17 protein-coding genes and 1 riboswitch are annotated in these 19,068 nt (G+C 62.9%); of the genes, 4 read left to right on the top strand and 13 right to left on the bottom strand.

Features of this window, described 5'->3' with window-relative positions; all coding sequences use genetic code 11:
• Positions 1–183: 183 nt before the first annotated feature.
• The 3 genes from M1E17_RS11220 to M1E17_RS11210 form a co-directional block, all read right to left on the bottom strand.
• Positions 184–864 carry a 4-carboxy-4-hydroxy-2-oxoadipate aldolase/oxaloacetate decarboxylase gene (locus M1E17_RS11220; protein WP_457967445.1) on the bottom strand — a complete coding sequence of 227 codons (681 nt, stop codon included), beginning with the start codon at positions 862–864 and terminating at the stop codon, positions 184–186.
• 23 nt (positions 865–887) lie between these two features.
• Positions 888–2,099, bottom strand: a complete 1,212-nt coding sequence (locus M1E17_RS11215; RefSeq protein WP_457967444.1) for an aspartate transaminase — start codon at positions 2,097–2,099, stop codon at positions 888–890.
• A 190-nt stretch (positions 2,100–2,289) separates the two neighbouring features.
• Positions 2,290–3,219, bottom strand: a complete 930-nt coding sequence (locus M1E17_RS11210; protein ID WP_457967442.1) for a LysR substrate-binding domain-containing protein — start codon at positions 3,217–3,219, stop codon at positions 2,290–2,292.
• A 182-nt stretch (positions 3,220–3,401) separates the two neighbouring features.
• On the opposite strand from M1E17_RS11210, the gene M1E17_RS11205 reads away from it, so the two are divergent.
• Genes M1E17_RS11205 through M1E17_RS11190 form a run of 4 tightly spaced genes read left to right on the top strand, consistent with a single transcriptional unit; the run spans position 3,402 to position 7,498 of the window.
• Positions 3,402–4,715: an ABC transporter substrate-binding protein gene (locus M1E17_RS11205; protein WP_457967441.1), complete on the top strand. Its 1,314-nt coding sequence runs from the start codon at positions 3,402–3,404 to the stop codon at positions 4,713–4,715.
• Positions 4,712–5,728, top strand: a complete 1,017-nt coding sequence (locus M1E17_RS11200) for a carbohydrate ABC transporter permease (protein WP_457967439.1) — start codon at positions 4,712–4,714, stop codon at positions 5,726–5,728. Before M1E17_RS11205 ends, M1E17_RS11200 begins: the two co-directional genes overlap by 4 nt.
• A 2-nt stretch (positions 5,729–5,730) precedes the next feature.
• A complete protein-coding gene (locus M1E17_RS11195) occupies positions 5,731–6,657 on the top strand; it encodes a carbohydrate ABC transporter permease (protein ID WP_457967438.1) in 927 nt (308 codons plus the stop codon).
• A 37-nt stretch (positions 6,658–6,694) separates the two neighbouring features.
• Positions 6,695–7,498 carry a sugar phosphate isomerase/epimerase family protein gene (locus tag M1E17_RS11190; protein WP_457967437.1) on the top strand — a complete coding sequence of 268 codons (804 nt, stop codon included), beginning with the start codon at positions 6,695–6,697 and terminating at the stop codon, positions 7,496–7,498.
• Between the two features lie 5 nt (positions 7,499–7,503).
• On the opposite strand, the gene M1E17_RS11185 is transcribed toward M1E17_RS11190, so the two are convergent.
• The 10 genes from M1E17_RS11185 to M1E17_RS11140 all read right to left on the bottom strand — a co-directional run bounded on the left by M1E17_RS11185 (position 7,504) and on the right by M1E17_RS11140 (position 19,007).
• On the bottom strand, positions 7,504–7,848 hold the full coding sequence (locus M1E17_RS11185) for a hypothetical protein (protein ID WP_457967435.1): 345 nt from the start codon (positions 7,846–7,848) through the stop codon (positions 7,504–7,506).
• A 120-nt stretch (positions 7,849–7,968) separates the two neighbouring features.
• A complete protein-coding gene (locus M1E17_RS11180; RefSeq protein ID WP_457967433.1) occupies positions 7,969–9,294 on the bottom strand; it encodes a bifunctional o-acetylhomoserine/o-acetylserine sulfhydrylase in 1,326 nt (441 codons plus the stop codon).
• A 45-nt stretch (positions 9,295–9,339) separates the two neighbouring features.
• A riboswitch (SAM riboswitch) is annotated at positions 9,340–9,455 on the bottom strand.
• Between the two features lie 219 nt (positions 9,456–9,674).
• The gene (locus M1E17_RS11175) at positions 9,675–10,400 is read right to left on the bottom strand and encodes an IclR family transcriptional regulator domain-containing protein (protein WP_457967431.1); all 726 of its coding nucleotides are present in this window, start codon (positions 10,398–10,400) and stop codon (positions 9,675–9,677) included.
• Positions 10,401–10,573: 173 nt separating this feature from the next.
• Entirely contained in the window at positions 10,574–12,274 is a 1,701-nt protein-coding gene (locus M1E17_RS11170; RefSeq protein WP_457967430.1) for a thiamine pyrophosphate-requiring protein, read from the bottom strand.
• Between the two features lie 49 nt (positions 12,275–12,323).
• A complete protein-coding gene (locus M1E17_RS11165) occupies positions 12,324–13,148 on the bottom strand; it encodes an ABC transporter ATP-binding protein (RefSeq protein ID WP_457967429.1) in 825 nt (274 codons plus the stop codon).
• 1 nt (position 13,149) lies between these two features.
• Complete coding sequence (locus M1E17_RS11160; RefSeq protein ID WP_457967427.1) at positions 13,150–13,971, bottom strand: ABC transporter permease; 822 nt, start codon at positions 13,969–13,971, stop codon at positions 13,150–13,152.
• Positions 13,968–14,741 (bottom strand): ABC transporter permease, encoded by a 774-nt coding sequence (locus M1E17_RS11155; protein WP_457967702.1) that lies wholly within the window; start codon positions 14,739–14,741, stop codon positions 13,968–13,970. Before M1E17_RS11155 ends, M1E17_RS11160 begins: the two co-directional genes overlap by 4 nt.
• Positions 14,742–14,831: 90 nt before the next feature.
• Complete coding sequence (locus M1E17_RS11150) at positions 14,832–15,698, bottom strand: ABC transporter substrate-binding protein (protein ID WP_457967425.1); 867 nt, start codon at positions 15,696–15,698, stop codon at positions 14,832–14,834.
• A gap of 297 nt (positions 15,699–15,995) precedes the next feature.
• Complete coding sequence (locus tag M1E17_RS11145; protein ID WP_457967423.1) at positions 15,996–17,537, bottom strand: aldehyde dehydrogenase family protein; 1,542 nt, start codon at positions 17,535–17,537, stop codon at positions 15,996–15,998.
• A gap of 51 nt (positions 17,538–17,588) precedes the next feature.
• A complete protein-coding gene (locus M1E17_RS11140; protein WP_457967421.1) occupies positions 17,589–19,007 on the bottom strand; it encodes an aminomethyl transferase family protein in 1,419 nt (472 codons plus the stop codon).
• Positions 19,008–19,068 lie beyond the last annotated feature (61 nt).

The raw sequence follows: 19,068 nt of genomic DNA, 5'->3' as shown, positions 1-19,068 counted from the left end.
GACCCTTTTTTACTCTTCCAGCTCGGCCTCTTCCAGCTCGGCCTCTTCCAGCTCGGCAACACGTCGCGATGGACGTCGCAGCAGAAGTTGCATCACCACCGCGAAGATGGCCTACCTCCTCTTGGGAGGCAGGCCATCTTTTGATGAACGGTCGATTAGCCTGGCCGGGTGGCGAAGTCCGGATCAGCTGGCATTTTCCACAAGAAGACCTTTTTCTTTGAGCACATCCGTGAGGTTGCAGAGCTCGATTGTTGTGCCGCCTTCGTGGTACCGACGGATGAGATCGCGCTCGGCGTCATCGCGTTCCTGCGAGAGTCGGACCACCTCTTCAGCCTCCTCTTTACGGATGACGACGACGCCGTCGGCATCTCCCCGGAGAATATCGCCCGGATAGATGATTTCGTCCCCGAAGACCACCGGGTGATTGATGGGCCCAATGGTTTCCTTGACCGTGCCCTTGATGCTGATGCTGCCTGAGAAGACAGGAAGGCCCAATTCAATGAGGTCCTGGGTGTCACGGACGCCGGAGTCCGTGACCATGGCGGCCAGGCCTTTGGCTTTCATGGCATTGCCGAGAACGTCCCCGAAGGTGCCCGCCTCTTCGAATTCACCGGCGGATACAAGGACCACGTCTCCAGCCTGTGCGTAGTGGATTGCCACCTGCAGCATCAGGTTGTCCCGCGGAGCGCAGCGTACCGTGACCGCCGGTCCGCAGAAGGACATGGCCCGGTCAATCGGCTTGATTTTGGAGCTCAGTGCCCCCTTCCTGCCTTGGGCCTCGTGGATTGTCGCAGACGAGAACTGGCTCAGCCTGCTGACGACGTCTTCGCTCGGACGATTGATATTTGTTCTTACGTGAATCATCAGGTTTTCCTTCGTGTGGGTGATCAATTGCTCAGGGCCTCTACCGCTTTGTCGATGGCGGCGATGGCCTCTTCGACTACCGAAAGGCTTGTGGCGTACGAGATACGGAAGTAGGGCCCCAACCCGTAAGCCGACCCGGGGATGGCGGCAACGGAGGCGCTGTTCAGAAGGTAGAGGACGAAGTCCTGGTCGTTTGTGAGCGGTGTCCCGTCGGGGGTCTTTTTGCCCATAAGGTCACTGCAGTTCACGTACGCATAGAACGCGCCCTCTGGAGTGGAACAGGAAAGTCCCTCGATCTTGTTCAGTCCTGAGACAGCAGCGTCCCTGCGGCTGCGGTAGACGTCTGCGTTGGACTGAATGAAGGACTGGTCTCCGGTGAGGGCAGCGGCAGCAGCAGCCTGACTGATGGACGATGGGCAGGAGGAGATTTGAGACTGCAGCTTGTTGATGGCAGCGATCACGCCAGCGGGGCCGGCTGCATACCCCAGCCTCCATCCCGTCATGGCATACGCTTTTGAAACGCCGTTCACCAGCAGAACCCGATCCTTCAGCTCCGGGGCCACCTCAACCAGGCTGGAAATGCGGCCCTCGCCGAAGTAGATCTGGTCGTAGATCTCATCGGTCAGCACATGGACCTGGGGGAAGCGCACCAGGACATCAGCCAACGCGCGGAGCTCACCTCGCGAGTAGACGGCGCCGGTGGGATTCGAGGGTGTATTGAGGATCAGCCATTTGGTCCGGCCAGTGATGGATTCACTTAAGGCTTCCGGGGTCAGTTTGAACCCGGCATCTTCGGCACACGGCACCACCACAGGGGTGCCCTCATTGGCGAGCACCATGTCGGGGTAGGAGACCCAATACGGGGCCGGGACAATTACCTCGTCTCCCGAGTCCAGGGACGCCATGAAGGCCGTGAAAATGACCTGTTTGGCGCCGCCGCCGATGGTTATCTCGCTCGGAAGGTAGTGAAGCCCGGTTCTGACCTCCAGCCTTTGCAAAATGGCCTTCTGCAATGCCGGCGTTCCGTTGACCGAGGTGTATTTTGTGTCACCCGCATTGATGGCATCCACCGCCGCCGTTTTGATGCTTTCCGGTGTGTCGAAGTCTGGTTCCCCAACCGTCAGGTCCAATATTCGGCGGCCTTCCGCCTTCAACTCCCGGACACGTGCTGCAGCTGCGACACTGGCTGAGGATTTGATTCGGGATACGCGTGACGCGGGCACAAATTCAGGCATGTCTTCTTCCAGGTTTACGGGGCGCTAACTTACGTCCTTCGAGCCTAGGGAACCTGTTACTGAATGGATAAGACCTAAAGTGCGTGGACAGATAAGCGTCTCTTATGACCAAAGTCGGCCCTCCGACTTCCGTCACCTACCCGCACCACGCCTGGCGAGCCTTATGCCGGAAATGCCGGCTTGAACCGGCTCAGTCCCTCTGCGCTGATGCAGCGTGGTCGGCGGAACTGTTAACGCTCCGCATCAGCAGATCCCTCAGGATGGATTCCACGATGCGGGCCTGGTCTGACAAGGGCTGATGACTGCCCGTGCACAGGGCAATCCCGAGGTCCGTTACCGGGTCGTCAAGCTCATGAATCTGGACTTCCGGATAGCTCCCAAGGGAAGGAAAAGCGGAAAAAGGCAGTATGGTGGCGCCGAGATCCCTGCTGATGAGCTCCATCAAAGTCGGCACAGACTCGACTTCACCGAGTAGCCGGGGGAAAAGATTGTGCTGCTGGAAGGCGGCATCAACAGCAAGCCGGATAGAGTGCTGGCGCGAGGGCAGAAAGACACCAGTATCGGTCAGCGTGGGAAACGACACGACGTCGGGTAGCCCGGCTCGCTTGCTGGTTGCCAGCCACAGCCGTTCGCGGTGGATCGGCTCTACGTGTACGGCACGCAGCGGGACTGGGGTATACAGGACGCCCAGATCCATCTGCCCGGTAGCAATGGCCTCGCTAAGTATTCCGCCGAAGTTCTCCCGAACATGAAGAACGATTTTCGGGGCTGCCGCACGGACTGCTTCTATGAGTGGCACTGCCAGGGCGGCAGCGAAGCTGTAGGGGGCAAGACCAACCGACACACGCCCACTTGGCCCCTCGGAGACCGCTTTGACTTCCTGGACGGCATTGTCGACACCCCTCAGAATCAGTTGGGCATGCCGGTACAGCACCCGCCCTGCCGCGGTGGGCTCTACTCCCTGCTTGGTCCGGACGAGCAGTTTCACCGAGAGCTTCGTTTCGAGACTCGAGAGGTGTTGGCTGAGTGCGGACTGTGCCAAGTGCAGGGCCACCGCCGCACGGGAAATACTGCCTAGATCTATCGTCTTAACGAACGCCTCGAGCTTCCAGGTGTCCATGCGCTCCTTCTTCCCGGATTTCCCACCAGTCTAGGACGCTCGCCATCCATCGTGATGCGAGATAACGGCATCGCGAACCCGTATAGTGATACCGCTCACAGTGCCGGTGTTCGTCAGTACAGTCATTCTTAACCCCTCAGATCGAGGACCTCCTCCGTGGAGGAAGAGCCGAGGATCGACCAATGACTAAATTGACACTTTTCCGCTCGCTTATTGCAGCAGGTTGCTCCGTCGCCATGATTTGCTCCGCGGGATGCTCGTCGTCCCAGCCAGTGAGCACCGCAGACGACGGCCAACCATTGGAAGTGTGGTCCCGCAGCGGACCGGAGGCTGCCAAGACGTACCAGGCGGTTCTCGACGCCTTCACGCAAAAGACCGGTATCAAGGTTGACTACCTGGCCACAGTGGAATTCGAAACACAGCTGCAGGCACGTGCCGCTGCCAAAGACCTCCCGGACGTCATGATCTACGACCAATCCAGCATGGCCAATTACGCCGAAAAAGGCATGCTCAGGACAATTGAACGCGATGACATCGCCGGGGCGGACCAGTTGAGTGACGATTCATGGGCGTCAGTCAAGACGGCAGATGGTACCCACTACGGCGTCCCCTTCAGCCAGCATGCCCAGGTCACCTTCATCCGGAAGGACTGGAGGGAGCGGCTCGGGATCGCAGTGCCGAAGAGCCATGACGAACTCCTTGCCCTCGCAACGGCCTTTGCCACAGGGGATCCCGACGGCAACGGTGTCAACGGCGACACCTACGGCATGACGGTGCCAGGCACAACCGACCGCGGATTCTTCACCTGGTGGGCTTCCTCCTACCTCTGGCAGCGCGACGCCGGCATCGTCAACGGCAGCGACGGAAAATACAGCGTCGAGGCGAACAGCCCCAAGACGGTGGAAGCAGTTTCCTGGCTGAAGACGTGGTTCTGCACGCCGAACATGGTCCAGCCTGGAGCACTGACCAACGCCAGTGCCACTCCATTCTTCGCCGAAGGCAAGTCAGGGATCTACCAGACAGGGCCTTATGCGTTCGCCAACTTCGACAAGTCCCCAGGGAAGGACAAGTACGAGGTCATCACCGCACCCAAGGGCCCGGGCGGAAGCACCACGCTGACCGAACGCACTAGCATCTACTTCGGCGCTTCGACCAACAAGCCTGACAAGCAAAAGGCCCTCGCGGAGTTCCTCATCTCCGCCGAGGCACAAAAGCTCGGCATGACCGCTCCGGGCCAGCCGGTGGTGCGGCTCCCCATCAACACATCGGTTGACGCAGCAGAAGTCTATGGGGACCCACGTTGGAAAGTGGCACAGGAACAGTTGGCCGATTCTGAGCTCTTGCCCTCAGATATCGACTTCACTGTCATCCGCCAAGATGTGGCTGAAACTCTCAACTCCATGTTCGGGCAGTGCAGCTCTGATGTTTCGAAAGAACTGAAAGCCCTTTCGGAGCGGATCACCGAGGACCTGAAAAGCAGGGATGCGCTCAAATGACCGGTAAAACCGTTCACCCGGCGCCGTTAACCACGGCGTCGGGACCCAACTCCCGGGCACGCCGCACGCTGCGGCCGGCGCAAGGCGGGTTGGCCCAGGAGGGGTCGTCGCAAGTCGCATCGGCCCTGCGTATCAGGCCCCGACGGCGCAAAGCCTTCCCCTGGATGGTGTGGTTCCTGCTGTTCCCGGCCATGCTGCTATTCCTGTACTTCAAGTTCATCCCGATGTTCGCCGGGATCTCCATGAGCTTCCATGAGGTCCGTCCCTTCCTTGGTGACATCTGGGTGGGGATGGATAACTACCTCACGGTTTTGGCTGATCCCAAGTCCGGAAGCGCCATCTGGCACACCCTGGTGCTCGGAATTGGTCAGTCTGCCGGAGCAGTGATTGGCGGGCTGGCGCTGGCGATGATCCTCGAAGGTGCCAGCCGCAGCCTCGCGGTTGTACGCACTCTGGCCTTTCTGCCCGTTGTCACTGCCACTGCTGTGATCGGCGAAGTGTGGCGCATCATCTATTACCCGGCTCCCGACGGGCTCATCAATTCGATCCTCGGCGTCGTGGGAATCGGGCCGGTCCGCTTCCTCGAAGACCCGGACACGGCATTGGCATCGGTCATGGCCGTAGGCATCTGGCAAGGTGCCCCCTACAACATGGTCATCATCCTCGCCGGTCTGGCAGCCGTGGACCGTTCCCTCTACGAAGCGGGAGCAATCGATGGCGTCAACACCTGGCAACGACTGCGATACATCGTTATGCCTGCGCTCCGTCCTGCCATGACTATCGTGATCGTCCTCGCAGCGATCCGTAGCCTCAGGGTTTTCACCGACGTTTGGGTTCTCACAGGGGGTGGTCCCTCGGGCGCCACCGACGTTTGGATGACCCGGGTCTACTCGCTGGGTTTCGAGCGCAACGATATCGGTGTGGCGTCCGCCGCCTCGGTCCTGCTACTTGTCGCGACTCTGGTGCTGACCCTGGGTTCAGTGCTTGTCATGCGGCGGAGGAAGGATGCCTAACCATGTCAATTGACAACCCTGTTACCGCGGCCACCCGGCCCGCCCTGTTCCGCCGCAGCACGCCACAGGATGGCAGGTTTGAATCTGCTCTTGGATGGCAACCCGGCAAGAAGTCTTCACTCGTGTTGCGGACAGGGCTTGCCCTCCTGGCCGTCCTGATTTTCGCTGGCCCCATTCTGGCAATCATCGCCAGTGCGTTTGACCTGAATGCCGACCCTACCCGGTTGACCCTCATCCCCCAGAACCCCAGCCTTCGAAACTTCGAAGTGGCCACAGATCGCAATGTCTGGGGGTTCTTCTTGAATTCGGTCCTGATTGCCGGCTTTGGTCTGCTTCTGCAGACCATCGTTGCGGTCACCAGCGCATATGCTTTGGCCCGCCACAAGTTCCGGGGCCAGGCGATAATCCTGTGGCTCTTCCTCGCCACCATGATGTTGCCGGAGGAAGTGGTGGCAGTACCCCTGGCCGTTGTTTTGGGAGACGTACCCCTGACCGGCATCAACATGCGTGGAACCATCTGGGCCGTAGCCCTTCCGGTTGCCGCGTCCGCTTTCTCCATCCTGGTGATGACCGCATTCATGAAAGACATCCCGGACGAAATTGAAGAAGCGGCAAAGATCGACGGCGCCGGTGAGATCCGCATGCTGGTCCAGGTCATCCTTCCACTGTGCAAGCCCGCGCTGGGCGTTATTACCATCTTTGGCTTCATTGGCGTGTGGGACCAGTATCTGCTCCCGCTCATCGCCGCCAACAGCACATCGAATTACACCATCACGGTGGCCTTGGCCAGCCTGCGCGCAGACGTTCAAGTAGGCACTGGTGTCCTTCTCGCCGGCGCCTTCCTGGCTCTCATCCCTTCCCTCCTGGTGTACCTGCTCCTGCAAAACTCCTTGGTCCGAGGCATGACTACCGGCGCAGTCAAAGGCTAAGAGTTTCCGTAAACAACATCAGAAAGTAGAACCATAAATGATTCTGTCTACAGTCACGGATGAAGTCATCGCTGACCGCTCCCCGGCCGCGTTCCCCCGAATTTTCGAAACAACCAAGGCCGAAGGAATCTCCGATGTTGAGATCCGCATGGTCGAAGCCAAGCGATTCCCTGTAGTGGATCCAGATGCCTGGGACCGCCTCAAATCAACATCACAAGAGTACGAAATCACCCTCTCCGCCGTTTCACCCGGCCTGTTCAAGGCTCCGCTGAACAGCGACCTGCTATCCCTGCACTCGAACGGCATCCTGGAGATGAGCCTTGATTTGGCAGAACGGCTGGAAATTAACACCCTGATCGTCTTCGGCGTGCAGCGCAGCCACCAGGACACCGCATCAGATCTCCAGCGCGTCATCGAGATTCTTGGACAGACGTCCGACCGTGCCGCTAAACGGGGCTTCACCGTGCAGCTGGAAAACATTCCAGGCTCCTGGGCTGACACGGGCGATAACTGCCTGGCCCTGCTCGAAGGCGTTGGCAGGGACAACTTCGGATACGTGTGGGACACCGGTAATCTCTACGAAGCTGAAGAGAAGCCCTTCCATCAAAGCTACGAAAAACTCAAGCCATACATCAAAAACGTTCACCTCAAAGACGGTCGCTTCATCGATGGCGTTATGACTTGGGAGCACTTCGGAACCGGGGTAACCGACATCGCCGGACAGGTCTCCGCCCTTAAAGCAGACGGCTACGAAGGCAAACTCACCATGGAAGCCAAGTGCGAACCCCATATGGACGAAGACTTCATTGCGTCCGTCCGCTACCTGAAGTCAGTGCTGTAAGGCCCTCACAATTGGTCGGTATGCGGGCCTTCTTTGAGCCATAGGGTGTCGCCGTCGACTCTCTCCAGCTCATCCGATGCGAAGTATGCGTGACCGGCAAACAGACCTGACCTGTCCACTTTCACATAGCCGATCCGCAACAGCCTTTCCGCCGTGTGATGGGGCAACGAGGAGGTGGCAGCGAATGCGTGAATCGCTGTGCCGACGAGGCCTCCCGTTTCAGGGTCGGTCTGACCCTCCGCCGTCACTGCCTCCGGATCCCCCATCTTCAGTGCTTCCACTTTGCCGATCTTCTTGCCATCCGGCGCTACAACGTGCATTCCTTCACGCACCTGCTCGATGACCGCCATGGTGTTCTCCTTCATGCAAAGCAACCACTGAGTGCAGAATAAGTGTAGGACTGACTCAGTGGCAGTAACAGAGGTGTGTATCAGCACTTCCAGGCTTGCCGCCGGTGATGCGCCAGTGGATCAGGCGCCGCTGGCCTCCTTGGCGGCACGGAAGCCGGCTTCAAGGTCTGCCAGGATGTCATCGATGTGCTCGATGCCCACGGAGAGGCGGACCAGTCCCGGGGTCACGCCGGCCACGGCCTGCTGCTCCGGGGAGAGCTGGCTGTGCGTGGTGGAGGCCGGATGGATGACCAGGGACCGGACGTCCCCGATGTTGGCCACGTGCGAGTGCAGCTCCAGCGCGTCCACGAACCGCTTGCCCGCCTCGGCGCCTCCGGAAAGATTGAAGGACACGATGGCACCCGTGCCCTTGGGGCCGTATTTCCGCCCGCGCTCGTACCAGGGGCTTGAGGGCAGGCCCGCGTAGGCGACGGATTCGACGTCGTCACGCGCTTCCAGCCAGCGGGCCACTTCGCCGGCGTTGGCCACGTGGCGTTCCACCCGCAGGCTCAGGGTCTCCAGGCCCTGCGAGATCAGGAACGCGTTGAACGGGGACACCGCCGAGCCCAGGTCCCGCAGGAGCTGGACCCGTGCCTTGAGGATGTAGGACAGGTTGGCGCCCAGGGCGCCGCCCTCGCCGAGGTCGCGGGCGTAGACCAGCCCGTTGTAGGTGGGGTCCGGGGTGTTGAAGCCGGGGAACCGCTCCGGGTCCTTGCCGAAATCGAACTTGCCGGAATCCACGATGACGCCCGCGATCGCTGCGCCGTGGCCGCCCAGGTATTTTGTGGCCGAATGCACCACAATGTCCGCGCCCCATTCCAGCGGACGGATCAGGTACGGCGTGGACAGCGTGTTGTCCACGATCAGCGGCACGCCCGCCTCGTGGGCAGCCCCGGATACGCCCTCAATGTCCAGGACATCCTGGCGGGGGTTGGACACCACCTCGGCGAAGAAGAGCTTGGTGTTCGGCTGCACCGCGTCACGCCACTGGTCCAGGTTGTCCGGGTCCGCTACGAACGTGACGCTGATGCCGAACTTCTTCAGCGTGTGGGCGAAGAGGTTGTAGGTGCCGCCGTAAAGGCTGGGGCTGGCCACGATGTGGTCCCCGGCTTCGGCGATGTTCAGGACCGCGAAGGTCTCCGCCGCCTGGCCGGAGCTGAGCAGCAGCGCTGCCAGGCCTCCTTCCAGGCTGGCAATACGCTGCTCCACCGCGTCCTGCGTGGGGTTGCCGATGCGCGTATAGATCGGCGCCAGCTCGGCCAGTGCAAAGCGGTTGGCAGCGCTTTCCGCACTGGGAAACACGAAAGACGTGGTCTGGTAAATGGGCAGTGCCCGGGCGCCGGTGGCAGAATCCGGCTCCTGCCCGGCATGGATCTGGCGGGTTTCAAAAGACCATCCGTTGGACATTCAAGGCTCCTTTGACGTGGGCCCGGGGCATGTTGGGAGCACCACGGGCCGCGCTTGCCATCCGGCCGTTGCCGGACAGCCAGGTCCTCACCCGGGGCACCCCACCGCGGTTGGAGGGTTGCCGGCCAGCGAGCCGGGGCTTGGCGCTGGCGCTCATGACCTGAGCTCAGTGTAGGGGCAAAGGTGCATGCCGACAGAATCACGGCGAACCGTTTCGCCGCCCTGCCGAGCACACTGTAGGCATACATTGATCATCGGCGACGGCGTTGCGGACTTCCGCGACGAGGACGCCGACGTGTTCGCCCTCATTGTGGCCTCCGAACTTTCCGGAAACCGCTCGTGGAGGCGCCCGCGGCCAGCCCGGTGGCTGACTGCAGTGCTCAGTGATGCTCTACGCGGGTCGAAAACTCGCTGCCGAGTCCGGCGCTGATCTTTGCGGCGGCGTCCTGGAGCAGCGGGAGGTGCTCCAGCAGTTCGCGCGTCGTCAGGGCGGTGGACGACAGGCCAAGCCCGGCGAACACCCGTCCGTCGCCGCCGCGGACAGGCACCGCAATCGCGCGCAGCCCGGTTTCGAATTCCTGGTCCACTTCCGACCAGCCGCGCTCGCGTATCTTCGCGAGGCGCTCTTTGAGAGCGGCGGGGCTCGTGATGGTGTGCGGCGTGATCGCCTCAAGTCCGGTTGTGTCGAGATAGTGGCGCAGGCCCGCCGCTGGGAGATCGGCGAGGATCACCTGTCCCATCGCGCTCGCATAGGCCGGGAGCCGGGTGCCGATGACAAGCGAGAGATTGCTAATCCGCCGCATCGAGATGCGGCTTATATAGACGATGTCCGATCCGTCGAGTGTCGCCAGCGTGCAGGTCTCTCTCACCTCGGCGACGATCTGCTCCATCACCGGCTGCGCGATCTCCCTGAGGTCGAGCGAGTTCAAATAGGCGTATCCGATGGTGAGGACGCGCGGCGTCAGTAAGAAGCCGCGCCCGTCGGCGCGGACATAACCGAGTGCCTCGAGGGTGATCAGAAGGCGTCGTGCGGTGGGACGGCTCAGTCCCGCTGCGGCTGCGACCTCTGTCAGAGTCAGCCGCGGACGGTGATCAGCGAAGGCCAAGATGACCGCGAGTCCCCGCTCGAGGGACTGAACATAGTCGCGTTGGTCTAGACCCTCAGGCCGCCTACTCATCCAACATCTCCGATCACTCGAACCCGAACCCTGCATGTCCGTGAAGCGGACGTGCCTTTCCGATGCACTGTAATTCAGATCCCGGTCGAACCGGTCGCGCCTCAGTAGTCCGCTGGCTTGATCCATGGCGAACTGATCATTGCCGCGAGCACCACGAGGCCCCCCTGTCGCCAAGCGGCGACAGCGCGCTTTATCCCATCGGCGAGATCTTGCGGGGAGGTCACCGTGAAGCCGGTCGCGCCACACGCCGCGGCGATCCCGGCGATGTCCACCTCGGCAAGGAAGGCAGTCGCTGGCGGCTGGGGCCGCTCGGCGTCGGGAAAGAGGTCGTGGACGGGCTGACTGCTCGCCGCATAGCCACCATTCTGGAGTACCACGATGAGACCGTCGACGCGCTCGCGCCGCAGCGCAATGAGCGCCGCAACCGGTGCACTGAATATGAAGGAGCCATCCCCGACGACGACGAAGGTCGGCCGCTCCGGCTCGGCGGCCATCGCCCCGAGCAACGCGCCGAGGGCCCAGCCGAGCCCGGCGCCGCCGGCGCGGAACAAGGTGCCCGGGACTGTCCGCGGGAGCCACTGGCGGACATAGCCCGCCGAGGTCGTCGACTCCTCGATGAGCCGATCCTCCGCCGTGATGTGGTCGGCGAGAACGGCAAGGACGTCCTGCGCCGTGAGCGATGCACCGAGGGTCGGGCGTTTGGGCATCAAAGGCCGCCGCCCGAGCGGGACGGGCCTCGCACCCTCCGCCTCGAGCCGCGCGAGTATCGTTTCGAGCCAAACGCGCGGCGAACTCGTGACGCGCACATCCGCCGGGAACGCCCAGTTCGGCATCGCGACTTGGAGCGGATCGGTGTCGATGAGGAGTACCCGGCAGTCCCGCCGGGGGCCTTCCTTTCCCAGGATCCAGGGAACGGGCGCATCGAGGACTATCGCTAGGTCAGCCTCCGCCCAGGCTGCCGCGACGTTGGTCGCGGCGAGCGGGTGCGTCGGGGGGAAGTTCATCCGCTCCTTGAGCGGATCGATGACGGTCGCACCAATGAGCTCCGCGAGCCGGGTGAACGGTGCGACTGCTTCAGGGTCCTGCCCAACCCGGGAGGTGACAAGCACGGGGTGCTTGCTCGCCCGGATCTCCCGAAGGCTCGCGTCGGTTGCCTCCGGGCTCGGGCCCGAGCGGAACAAGGAGCCCAGCCGCGGGGCCTCTGGCTCCGGTGCCGTCTCGATGAGCATCTCACGCCCGAACGTCAGGTAAACCGGCCCGGGCGGGGCGGCCCCTGCGATGTCGATCGCCCGCTGCACGGTCTTATGGACGAGGCTGGCGTGGGAGGGGTTGAACGTGGCCTTCACGTACTGCCGGACGATACCTGCTTGGTCGGGTGCGTCCTGCATCCAGTGGACGATGTGGTCGCGCCCGCCATGGACGGTGCCGTACTCGTCGTAGGGGGTGAGGCCAGCCATGATGATGACGCCTGCCCCCGCCCGAGCCGCGTTGTGCACCATCGCGCCGAGATTCTGCGTGCCGACGTCGACGTGGACGAAGACGGCAGACACCTGGCCGGTCACCGCGAAATGCGCGTGGGCGGCAGCGAGTGCGACCGTCTCGTGCGGGCACAGGACAAGCCGTGGAACTGGGCGTGTCTCGGCGATTCCAATCTCGATCGCGCGGGCGAGCGGCGCGGTGTCGGTACCCGGATTGATGTAAATCGTGTCGACGCCCCGGTCGATGAGGCCCCGGAGGAGGAGCTCCGCGCCGGAGAGCGGCCGCGGAGTCGTTCGGGAGAGAGCCTGCTCGGTGGTGGTCAACTGCCGCTCCTTCGCGTTCGCTTTCAAAATACCGGTGTCGACCGCCGAGTCAGGCCTTCGCCTCCGCTTGCGCTGCTGCCGCCTCTGCTTGCGCTGCCGCCGCATCTGCGCTGGCTTGCGTGATGAGCTTCGCCACCTTGGTGCGGAGCTCTCCGAATCGTGGCAGACCCTTCGTCGTGACCTGGCTGCGCGGATGCGGCAGATCGATGTCGATCACGTCCATCACGACTGTCGGCCGGTTGGACACGACGACAACGCGGTCGGCAAGGTAGACGGCTTCATCGATGTCGTGAGTGACGAGCACGATGGTGACGCCCGCGCTCTGCCGGACCCGAAGGATGAGGTCTTCAAGGTCGGCGCGGGTCTGTGCGTCGACGGAGGCGAAGGGCTCGTCCATGATGAGGAACTCGGGGCGGTAGGCGAGGGCACGGGCGATCGCCACCCGCTGCTGCATGCCGCCGGAGAGCTGCCACGGATAGCTGTCCCCAAAACCATCGAGCCCGACACTCTGCAACGCCTGCTCGACCGCCTGCCGGCGCTCGTCCCGGTCCTTGATGGTGTTGGCGAGCGGCAAGGCGACGTTGCGACTGACCTTGTACCAGGGCATCAGCGAACGGCTGTAGTCCTGGAACACGCAGGCAATCTCTTTCGGCGGCGAGTCGATGACCCTGCCGGTGTCGGTCAACGTCACCTTCCCGCCGGAAGGCGGCAGCAGGCCGGCCATGCAGCGCAGCAGCGTGGTCTTCCCGGCTCCGGACGGCCCCACGACAGTGACGAACTCGCCCTCCTTGACCGTGAAGCTCACGTCTCGAAGCACCTCAAGGGACTTGCCGCCCGTAGCATAGGTCTTTTGCAGTCGTTCAACGCTGAGCACGTCAGTCCTCCTGATTTTGGGTATACCAGTGGAGCAGCTTGCGCTCCACCAGAATGAAGATGCCGTTAACGAGCAGCCCGATCAGTCCGAGCAGGATAAGTCCGGACCACATGAGCGGAATCTGGAAGCCCTGCTGCGCGAGCAGGGTCACATAGCCCATGCCGTTCGTCGCGCCAAGCATCTCCGACGAAACCATGACCACGAAGGCGAGGCTCAACGCGATACGCATCCCGGAGATCACCTGAGGCGAGGCGGCGTGGAGTTGAACCCAGCGCAAGCGCTGCATCTTGGTCAGCCGGAAGGACCTGCTGACGTCTTCGATCACCGGGTCGATGTTCCTGACTCCGTCGATCGTGTTCAGCAGGATCGGGAAGGAGCTCACGAAGGCGATCAGCACGATCTTCGGGGTGTCGCCGATGCCGAACAGCACCACCGCGACCGGGATCAGTGACGTCGCCGGGAGCGATCGGAAGAACTGCAGGACCGGGTTCAGTGCGTAGGCCGCGATCCGCAGCCGCCCGAGGAGCGCACCGAGCGAGACGCCGACGACGGCGGCGATCAGGAATCCGACCACCAGGCGCGTGAGGCTCGGCACAATATCGGACATAACCCGCGCCGACAGCCAGGCCTCGACAAACGTCTCGAGGATCAACTGGAGGGGTGGGAAGAACGGCGAGGTGCTGTTCGCCGACACGAACCACCAGATGACAAGGATCACCACGGGAAGGATGAGCGAGAAGATCGTACCGCTCAAGCGCGAGGACCAACGCCGTCCAGTGGCTTCGGTGGTGGTCGATGCGCTGGTCGCTGTGGTGGTCGTCATGCCTGCTTCTCCCGGTACGATGCATGCCAGTGCAATTGACGGCGCTCGAGCAACTCGAGCAGCCCGTTGATAATGAGTCCGATGATGCCGACCACCAGGATGAGGGCATACATCCGGGGAAAGACGCCGTTCTCGGCGTAGTTCTGGATGTCACGTCCCGTGCCCGGGACCGCGGCGATGATCTGGACCGCGACCACGATGATGAGCGCATGGGCCGCGGCGATCCGGATCCCGGTCGCCAGGAACGGCGACACGCTGGGGATGGTGATGCTCCGTATCTGCTGCGCGCGGCTCAGGCCGAACACGCGTCCGGTGTCCTTCAGGATCGGCGATACGCCAACGACTCCGTAATAGGTCTGGTAGAGAACCGGCCATGTGGCCCCGATCGCCGCCAGAGTGATCGCCACAGGCGGCCTCGCTCCCATGAGGAGCAGGAGGATCGGGATGTACACCACGCTGGGGGTGAAGCGGAGGAACTCGAGCACATACCGAAAAAGCTGGTTCAGCACCGGCGCGACGCCGATCAGAATGCCGAGCACAAGGCCTGCACCGATTCCTAGCGCAAGGCTGATCGCAAATTGCTGGAGCATCTCCCGGAGGCCCGTAAGGAAAACGTCGGTCGGCAGCATCATCCAACCTGCCGCGACAACCTCCGTGAAAGGGGGGATCACGTTGGGGAGCACGCCCGTTCGGGCGAGGATCTCCTGCAACGTGATGATGGCGAGGGTCGTGATCCAGGGAAGGGACCGGACGAGCCATGAACGACGCATCACTTTAGTTCCTCCAAAGCGCCGTTCGGACGGCCAGGGTGACGCCAAAGCCAACCGAACGATGCAAATTGTCTGGTCTATCCATCATGTTCAGGGAACAATCAGGCTGTCGACCGACGGCGCGTTCTGGATCACTCCGTATTTCAGCAGCCAGCCGGTTTCTTTCTCGATCGCGTTGCGGTCGAGCTCCACGACGAAGTTTGGCACCGGGGCAGCTGCGACGAGATCAGGATCGAGCGACACCATCGAGATCGCGGCATCCCGCACCTTATCGGGGTTTGCCTTCGCGTAGTCAGTCGACTTCTGTAGTGCCGCACGCCACCGCTCAACGACACCTGGGTTGGCGTCCACGAACGACTTCGCCATGAAGTAGTTGGTGTTGCCGTTCTCGGGGTCGCCGTACGCGATCGCCGCCGGGTCGCCGATGCTGACAAAGCCCTCAAGCTCCGCCTGCTTGGCGAAGGGTTGCTGCGTCGTGATCGCGTCGACTTGGCCGTTGGCCAGCGCTGTGGCCTGCTGGGCGAACGGCAGTTGCACCAGCTTCAGCTTGCTATCGTCGCCGCCGTCGGCGATGACCGATTCACGGGTCCAGAAGTCCCAGCAACAGTTCAGCGAGTTGATCGCGACTGTCTTGCCTTCGAGGTCTTTGAAGCTTTTTATGCCGCTGTCCGGCGAGACGAGCGTGGCGTACCAGGGGCCCTCCTGGCTCTCCGCGTCGGCGATGCCGCCAGAGACGAAGACGACCGGGATGCCCTGCGAGGCTGCGGTGATGGTCCCCGAGAGCCCGCCGAGCGCGACCTGGATCTCACCGTTGATGAGCCCCGTGACACCGCCGGCGCCGGTGCCGGACGGCACGGTGGTGACATTCAGTCCCTCCTCAGCGAAGAAGCCCTGCTCCATGCCCAAGCGCAGGTTCAGGGAGCTCATGCTCGCCGCGACGCCGGCGACGATGTCCACCGTATCTCCGGTACCATCCGTCCCGTTCGTCGACCCGGGCCCGGGACTGCAGCCGGCAACCGTGGTGAGGGCCGCCGAGAGTGCAAGCGCGACTATCGAGATGCTCTTCAATCGCCTTTGAATGAACATACTGGATCCTCCAGTTCAATGAGTTCGGACACTAGCGTTGATCTCCAGCGGACACTACGCACGCGGATAATGTGGCCAGCCTGAACATGAAACGCAAGGGATTTTTTGTTAGGGAAATGCTGCTAAATCAAGGGTGAAATCGAGGACACGCAAAATGGTGCGTATGCGTTACATAGATGCCTCCTGGATGCCTTGCCTGCGGTGCACGGACTGTGACGTCAGGTACTGGGAGAGGCCCTCCACGCCGTACTCGACGCCGATACCGGAATCGTGTCGGCCCGCGAGCGGTGCGGCGGGGTTCGACGTGAAGAAATTGAGGCCGATGTTGCCCGTGTCGACACGGCGCGCCACCTGGAACGCGCGGTCCTCGTCCTGGCCGAAGACGATGCCGCCGAGTCCGTATTCCGTCGCATTGGCGATCGCCACCGCCTCGTCGACGTCCGCAGCGCTGAGGATGGAGAGCACCGGTCCGAAAATCTCCTCGCGCGCGATCCGCATTCCGGGATCGACGTCTGCGAACACCGTCGGAACCACCCACGAGCCGCGTTCGAAGACGGGCGCGACGTCGCCGCCGGCCGCAACACGTGCACCCTCTCGGATGCCTGACCGGACGTAGCCCCGCACGACATCACGCTGAGCGGCGGTCGCCACCGGGCCGAACACCGTGGCCGAGTCGAAAGGATCCCCGACCGCCGCGGCGGACACCGCCGCCGCCGCGAGCTGGACGACATCGTCATAGCGCTCCGGGGTGACGATGATCCGAGACGAGTTGTAGCAGGTCTGGCCGGTGTTCCGCAGGCAGCTGCGCAGCAGCGCACTCCCGAGAACGTCGAGGTCGACGTCCGGCAGCACGATAGCGGCCGACTTGCCGCCAAGCTCAAGCGTGACGGGGCGCAACAGCTCCCCGCACGCCGCCGCGACCCGGCGGCCGACCGAGGTCGAGCCGGTGAACGCCACCTTGTCGACCAGCGGGTGCCGGACGAGTTGGTCACCCACCGTGCCGCCGCCGGTCACCAGGTTGACGACGCCGGCGGGGATACCCGCCTCTATCGCGGCATCGATGATGTATCGGACCGACAACGGCGTCGAGGGTGCCGGCTTCACCACCACCGTGCATCCTGCAAGGAGCGCCGGCGCGAGCTTGATGAGGACCAGGTTGATCGGGAAGTTCCAGGGTGCGATCAGTGCGCACACACCGATGGGATCGCGGTGTACGGACGTCACGACGGTTGGGTCATTCGGCGAGCCACGGAGATCGGGTTGCGCGAGCCAGCCTGCCAGCGAGGCGAAGTAGCGGAGGATCCCGGCCGCGTTACCTGCGGCCAGGGCTGTCTCTGACAACGGCGAGCCGTTCTCGAGCGTACTCGTGATGCTGAGCGGTTCGGCGCGACGCTCGATCGCGTCGGCCATCGCGAGCAGAAGTTCCGCGCGTTCCGATGGCCCGCGGCGGCTCCACTCGGGAAGCCCGCGGGCCGCAGCCGCCACCGCGGCATTAACGTCCGACGCGTCGGCCACCGGCACCGCTCCCCATACGTCCCCGGTCGCGGGGTCGACGAGCTCGGTCCGCTCGGCGCCTTTCGCCGGACGGTACTCGCCGGCAATGAAAAGATCGTCGACGTAGCGCGCCGGCAGCATCCCGGCGGCGGCGGCGTGCCGCGCGGCGAGCTTGAGCTCGACCTCCACTGCAGGCAGGCGTTCCGTCGTCGTCATCCTGTTCTCCTCTGCAGGTAATCCATCACCGTAGGGCGAGGACGTCGCCGCTCAGCCCGTGGCCTTCGCGGGCGCGGGTTTCACCGACGCCGGGTTCGGTGCGGGCTCGACCGTTGCGCGGACCCGTACCTGACGGTGACGCTCGACCCGCGGCTTGCGGGAGCCGCCATTCGCCTCACCCCAGACGATCTCGACCTCGTCGCCGGCCGCGACACGGTCGAGATCGATCATGGCGACCGAGATGAGCTTCCGAACGTTGATCGTGTAACCGACCTTCGTCGCGACGCCGATCATCTCGCCATCGAGGTTGTAGACCTCGTCGCGGTGCGTGAGGTTGCCGTAGTCGGCGACCGGCAGCTCGATGTACTTGTAGGGCAGCTCACCCTCATCGAAGAGCGAGCCTACGACCTTGAGTACGTCATCCCTGTTCCAGACGAGCGTCACCTTGGACCTGGTCTTGTGCTGTGCGATCTCCTCAAGCGCCGCGCGGCCGATGAAGTCGTGATCGAAGCTCACGAGCTTCCCATAGCCCATGTCAAACGGCGTGACGTAGTAGTCCTCAACGCTTTCGGGGCGGAAGCTGCCGGCGAGCTGGAACCTCCCCTCCCACGAATCGGCCGGCAGCCATTCGCGATACGCGCGAAGCTCCTCGCCTGTGTAGACAGCAGGCAGCGGATAAGCCATCCAACCGCCCTCGAAGCTCGCACTGAAGTACGTCTTCGCTCCGGCCTGGAGAAGCCCGTGCCGGACGCCGGCCTCGAGGATCGCCTTTAACACGACGCTTTCACCCTGCTCGTATGCGCCCGAGACCTCATAGCCCCGGTGACCCGACATGCTGTGCCGCAGCACGAGGACGTCGACGCCGGCGATTCGGACCCTGGCGGTGCGGAACGGGCCGATATCGGGCACGCCGCCTTCGATGACCTCGTCGAAGATCGCGCCGGCGTTCGGGCCGTCGAGCTGGTAGCGGAAGAGCTTGCGGCTTCCGGTGGGATTGTCGGAGGTGTTGTTGTCACGCTCGTACGTCACGTCCCACCCGCCGGTCAGGATCTGGTACTCGACCCAGTTCAGGAGCGGCATACTGCTGACGAGCTCATAGGTCTCATCCTCGAGGGCGTAGAGGATACAGTCGCCGATCATCTGCCCTCGCTCATTGACCCCGAGGAACTGCTTTGCGCGCCCCGGCTGGAGGTTCGCGAGGCTGTTGACACCGACATGATTGAGCAGCCGCTTGGCGTCCGCGCCTTTGACGACGAGCTCCGGCATATGGTGCGACTGGTCGAACAGGACTGCCGTCTCGAGCCACGAACGCTGCTCGTCGCGCCAGTTCGTGAACTCCTGCCGTACCGGCGTGAGGTCGGCCCGGCCGCGGGAGTGCGCACCGGGCGAGTCGTTGTACAGGTAATCGACCAGATCCGGCTTCGAGTCGATCAGGTCCTGCAGGGAGCGGACTGTGGGCGAAGCGCTCATGCGAACCCTTCCTCTCTGGGTCGCCGACCGGTGCCGCCCTGTCCTCTTCCTCGAGAACGGA

The organism is Arthrobacter sp. D1-29, assembly GCF_054130585.1.
Note: the sequence above shows the minus strand (reverse complement) of the source record. Positions and strands in the feature narration are given on the sequence as shown.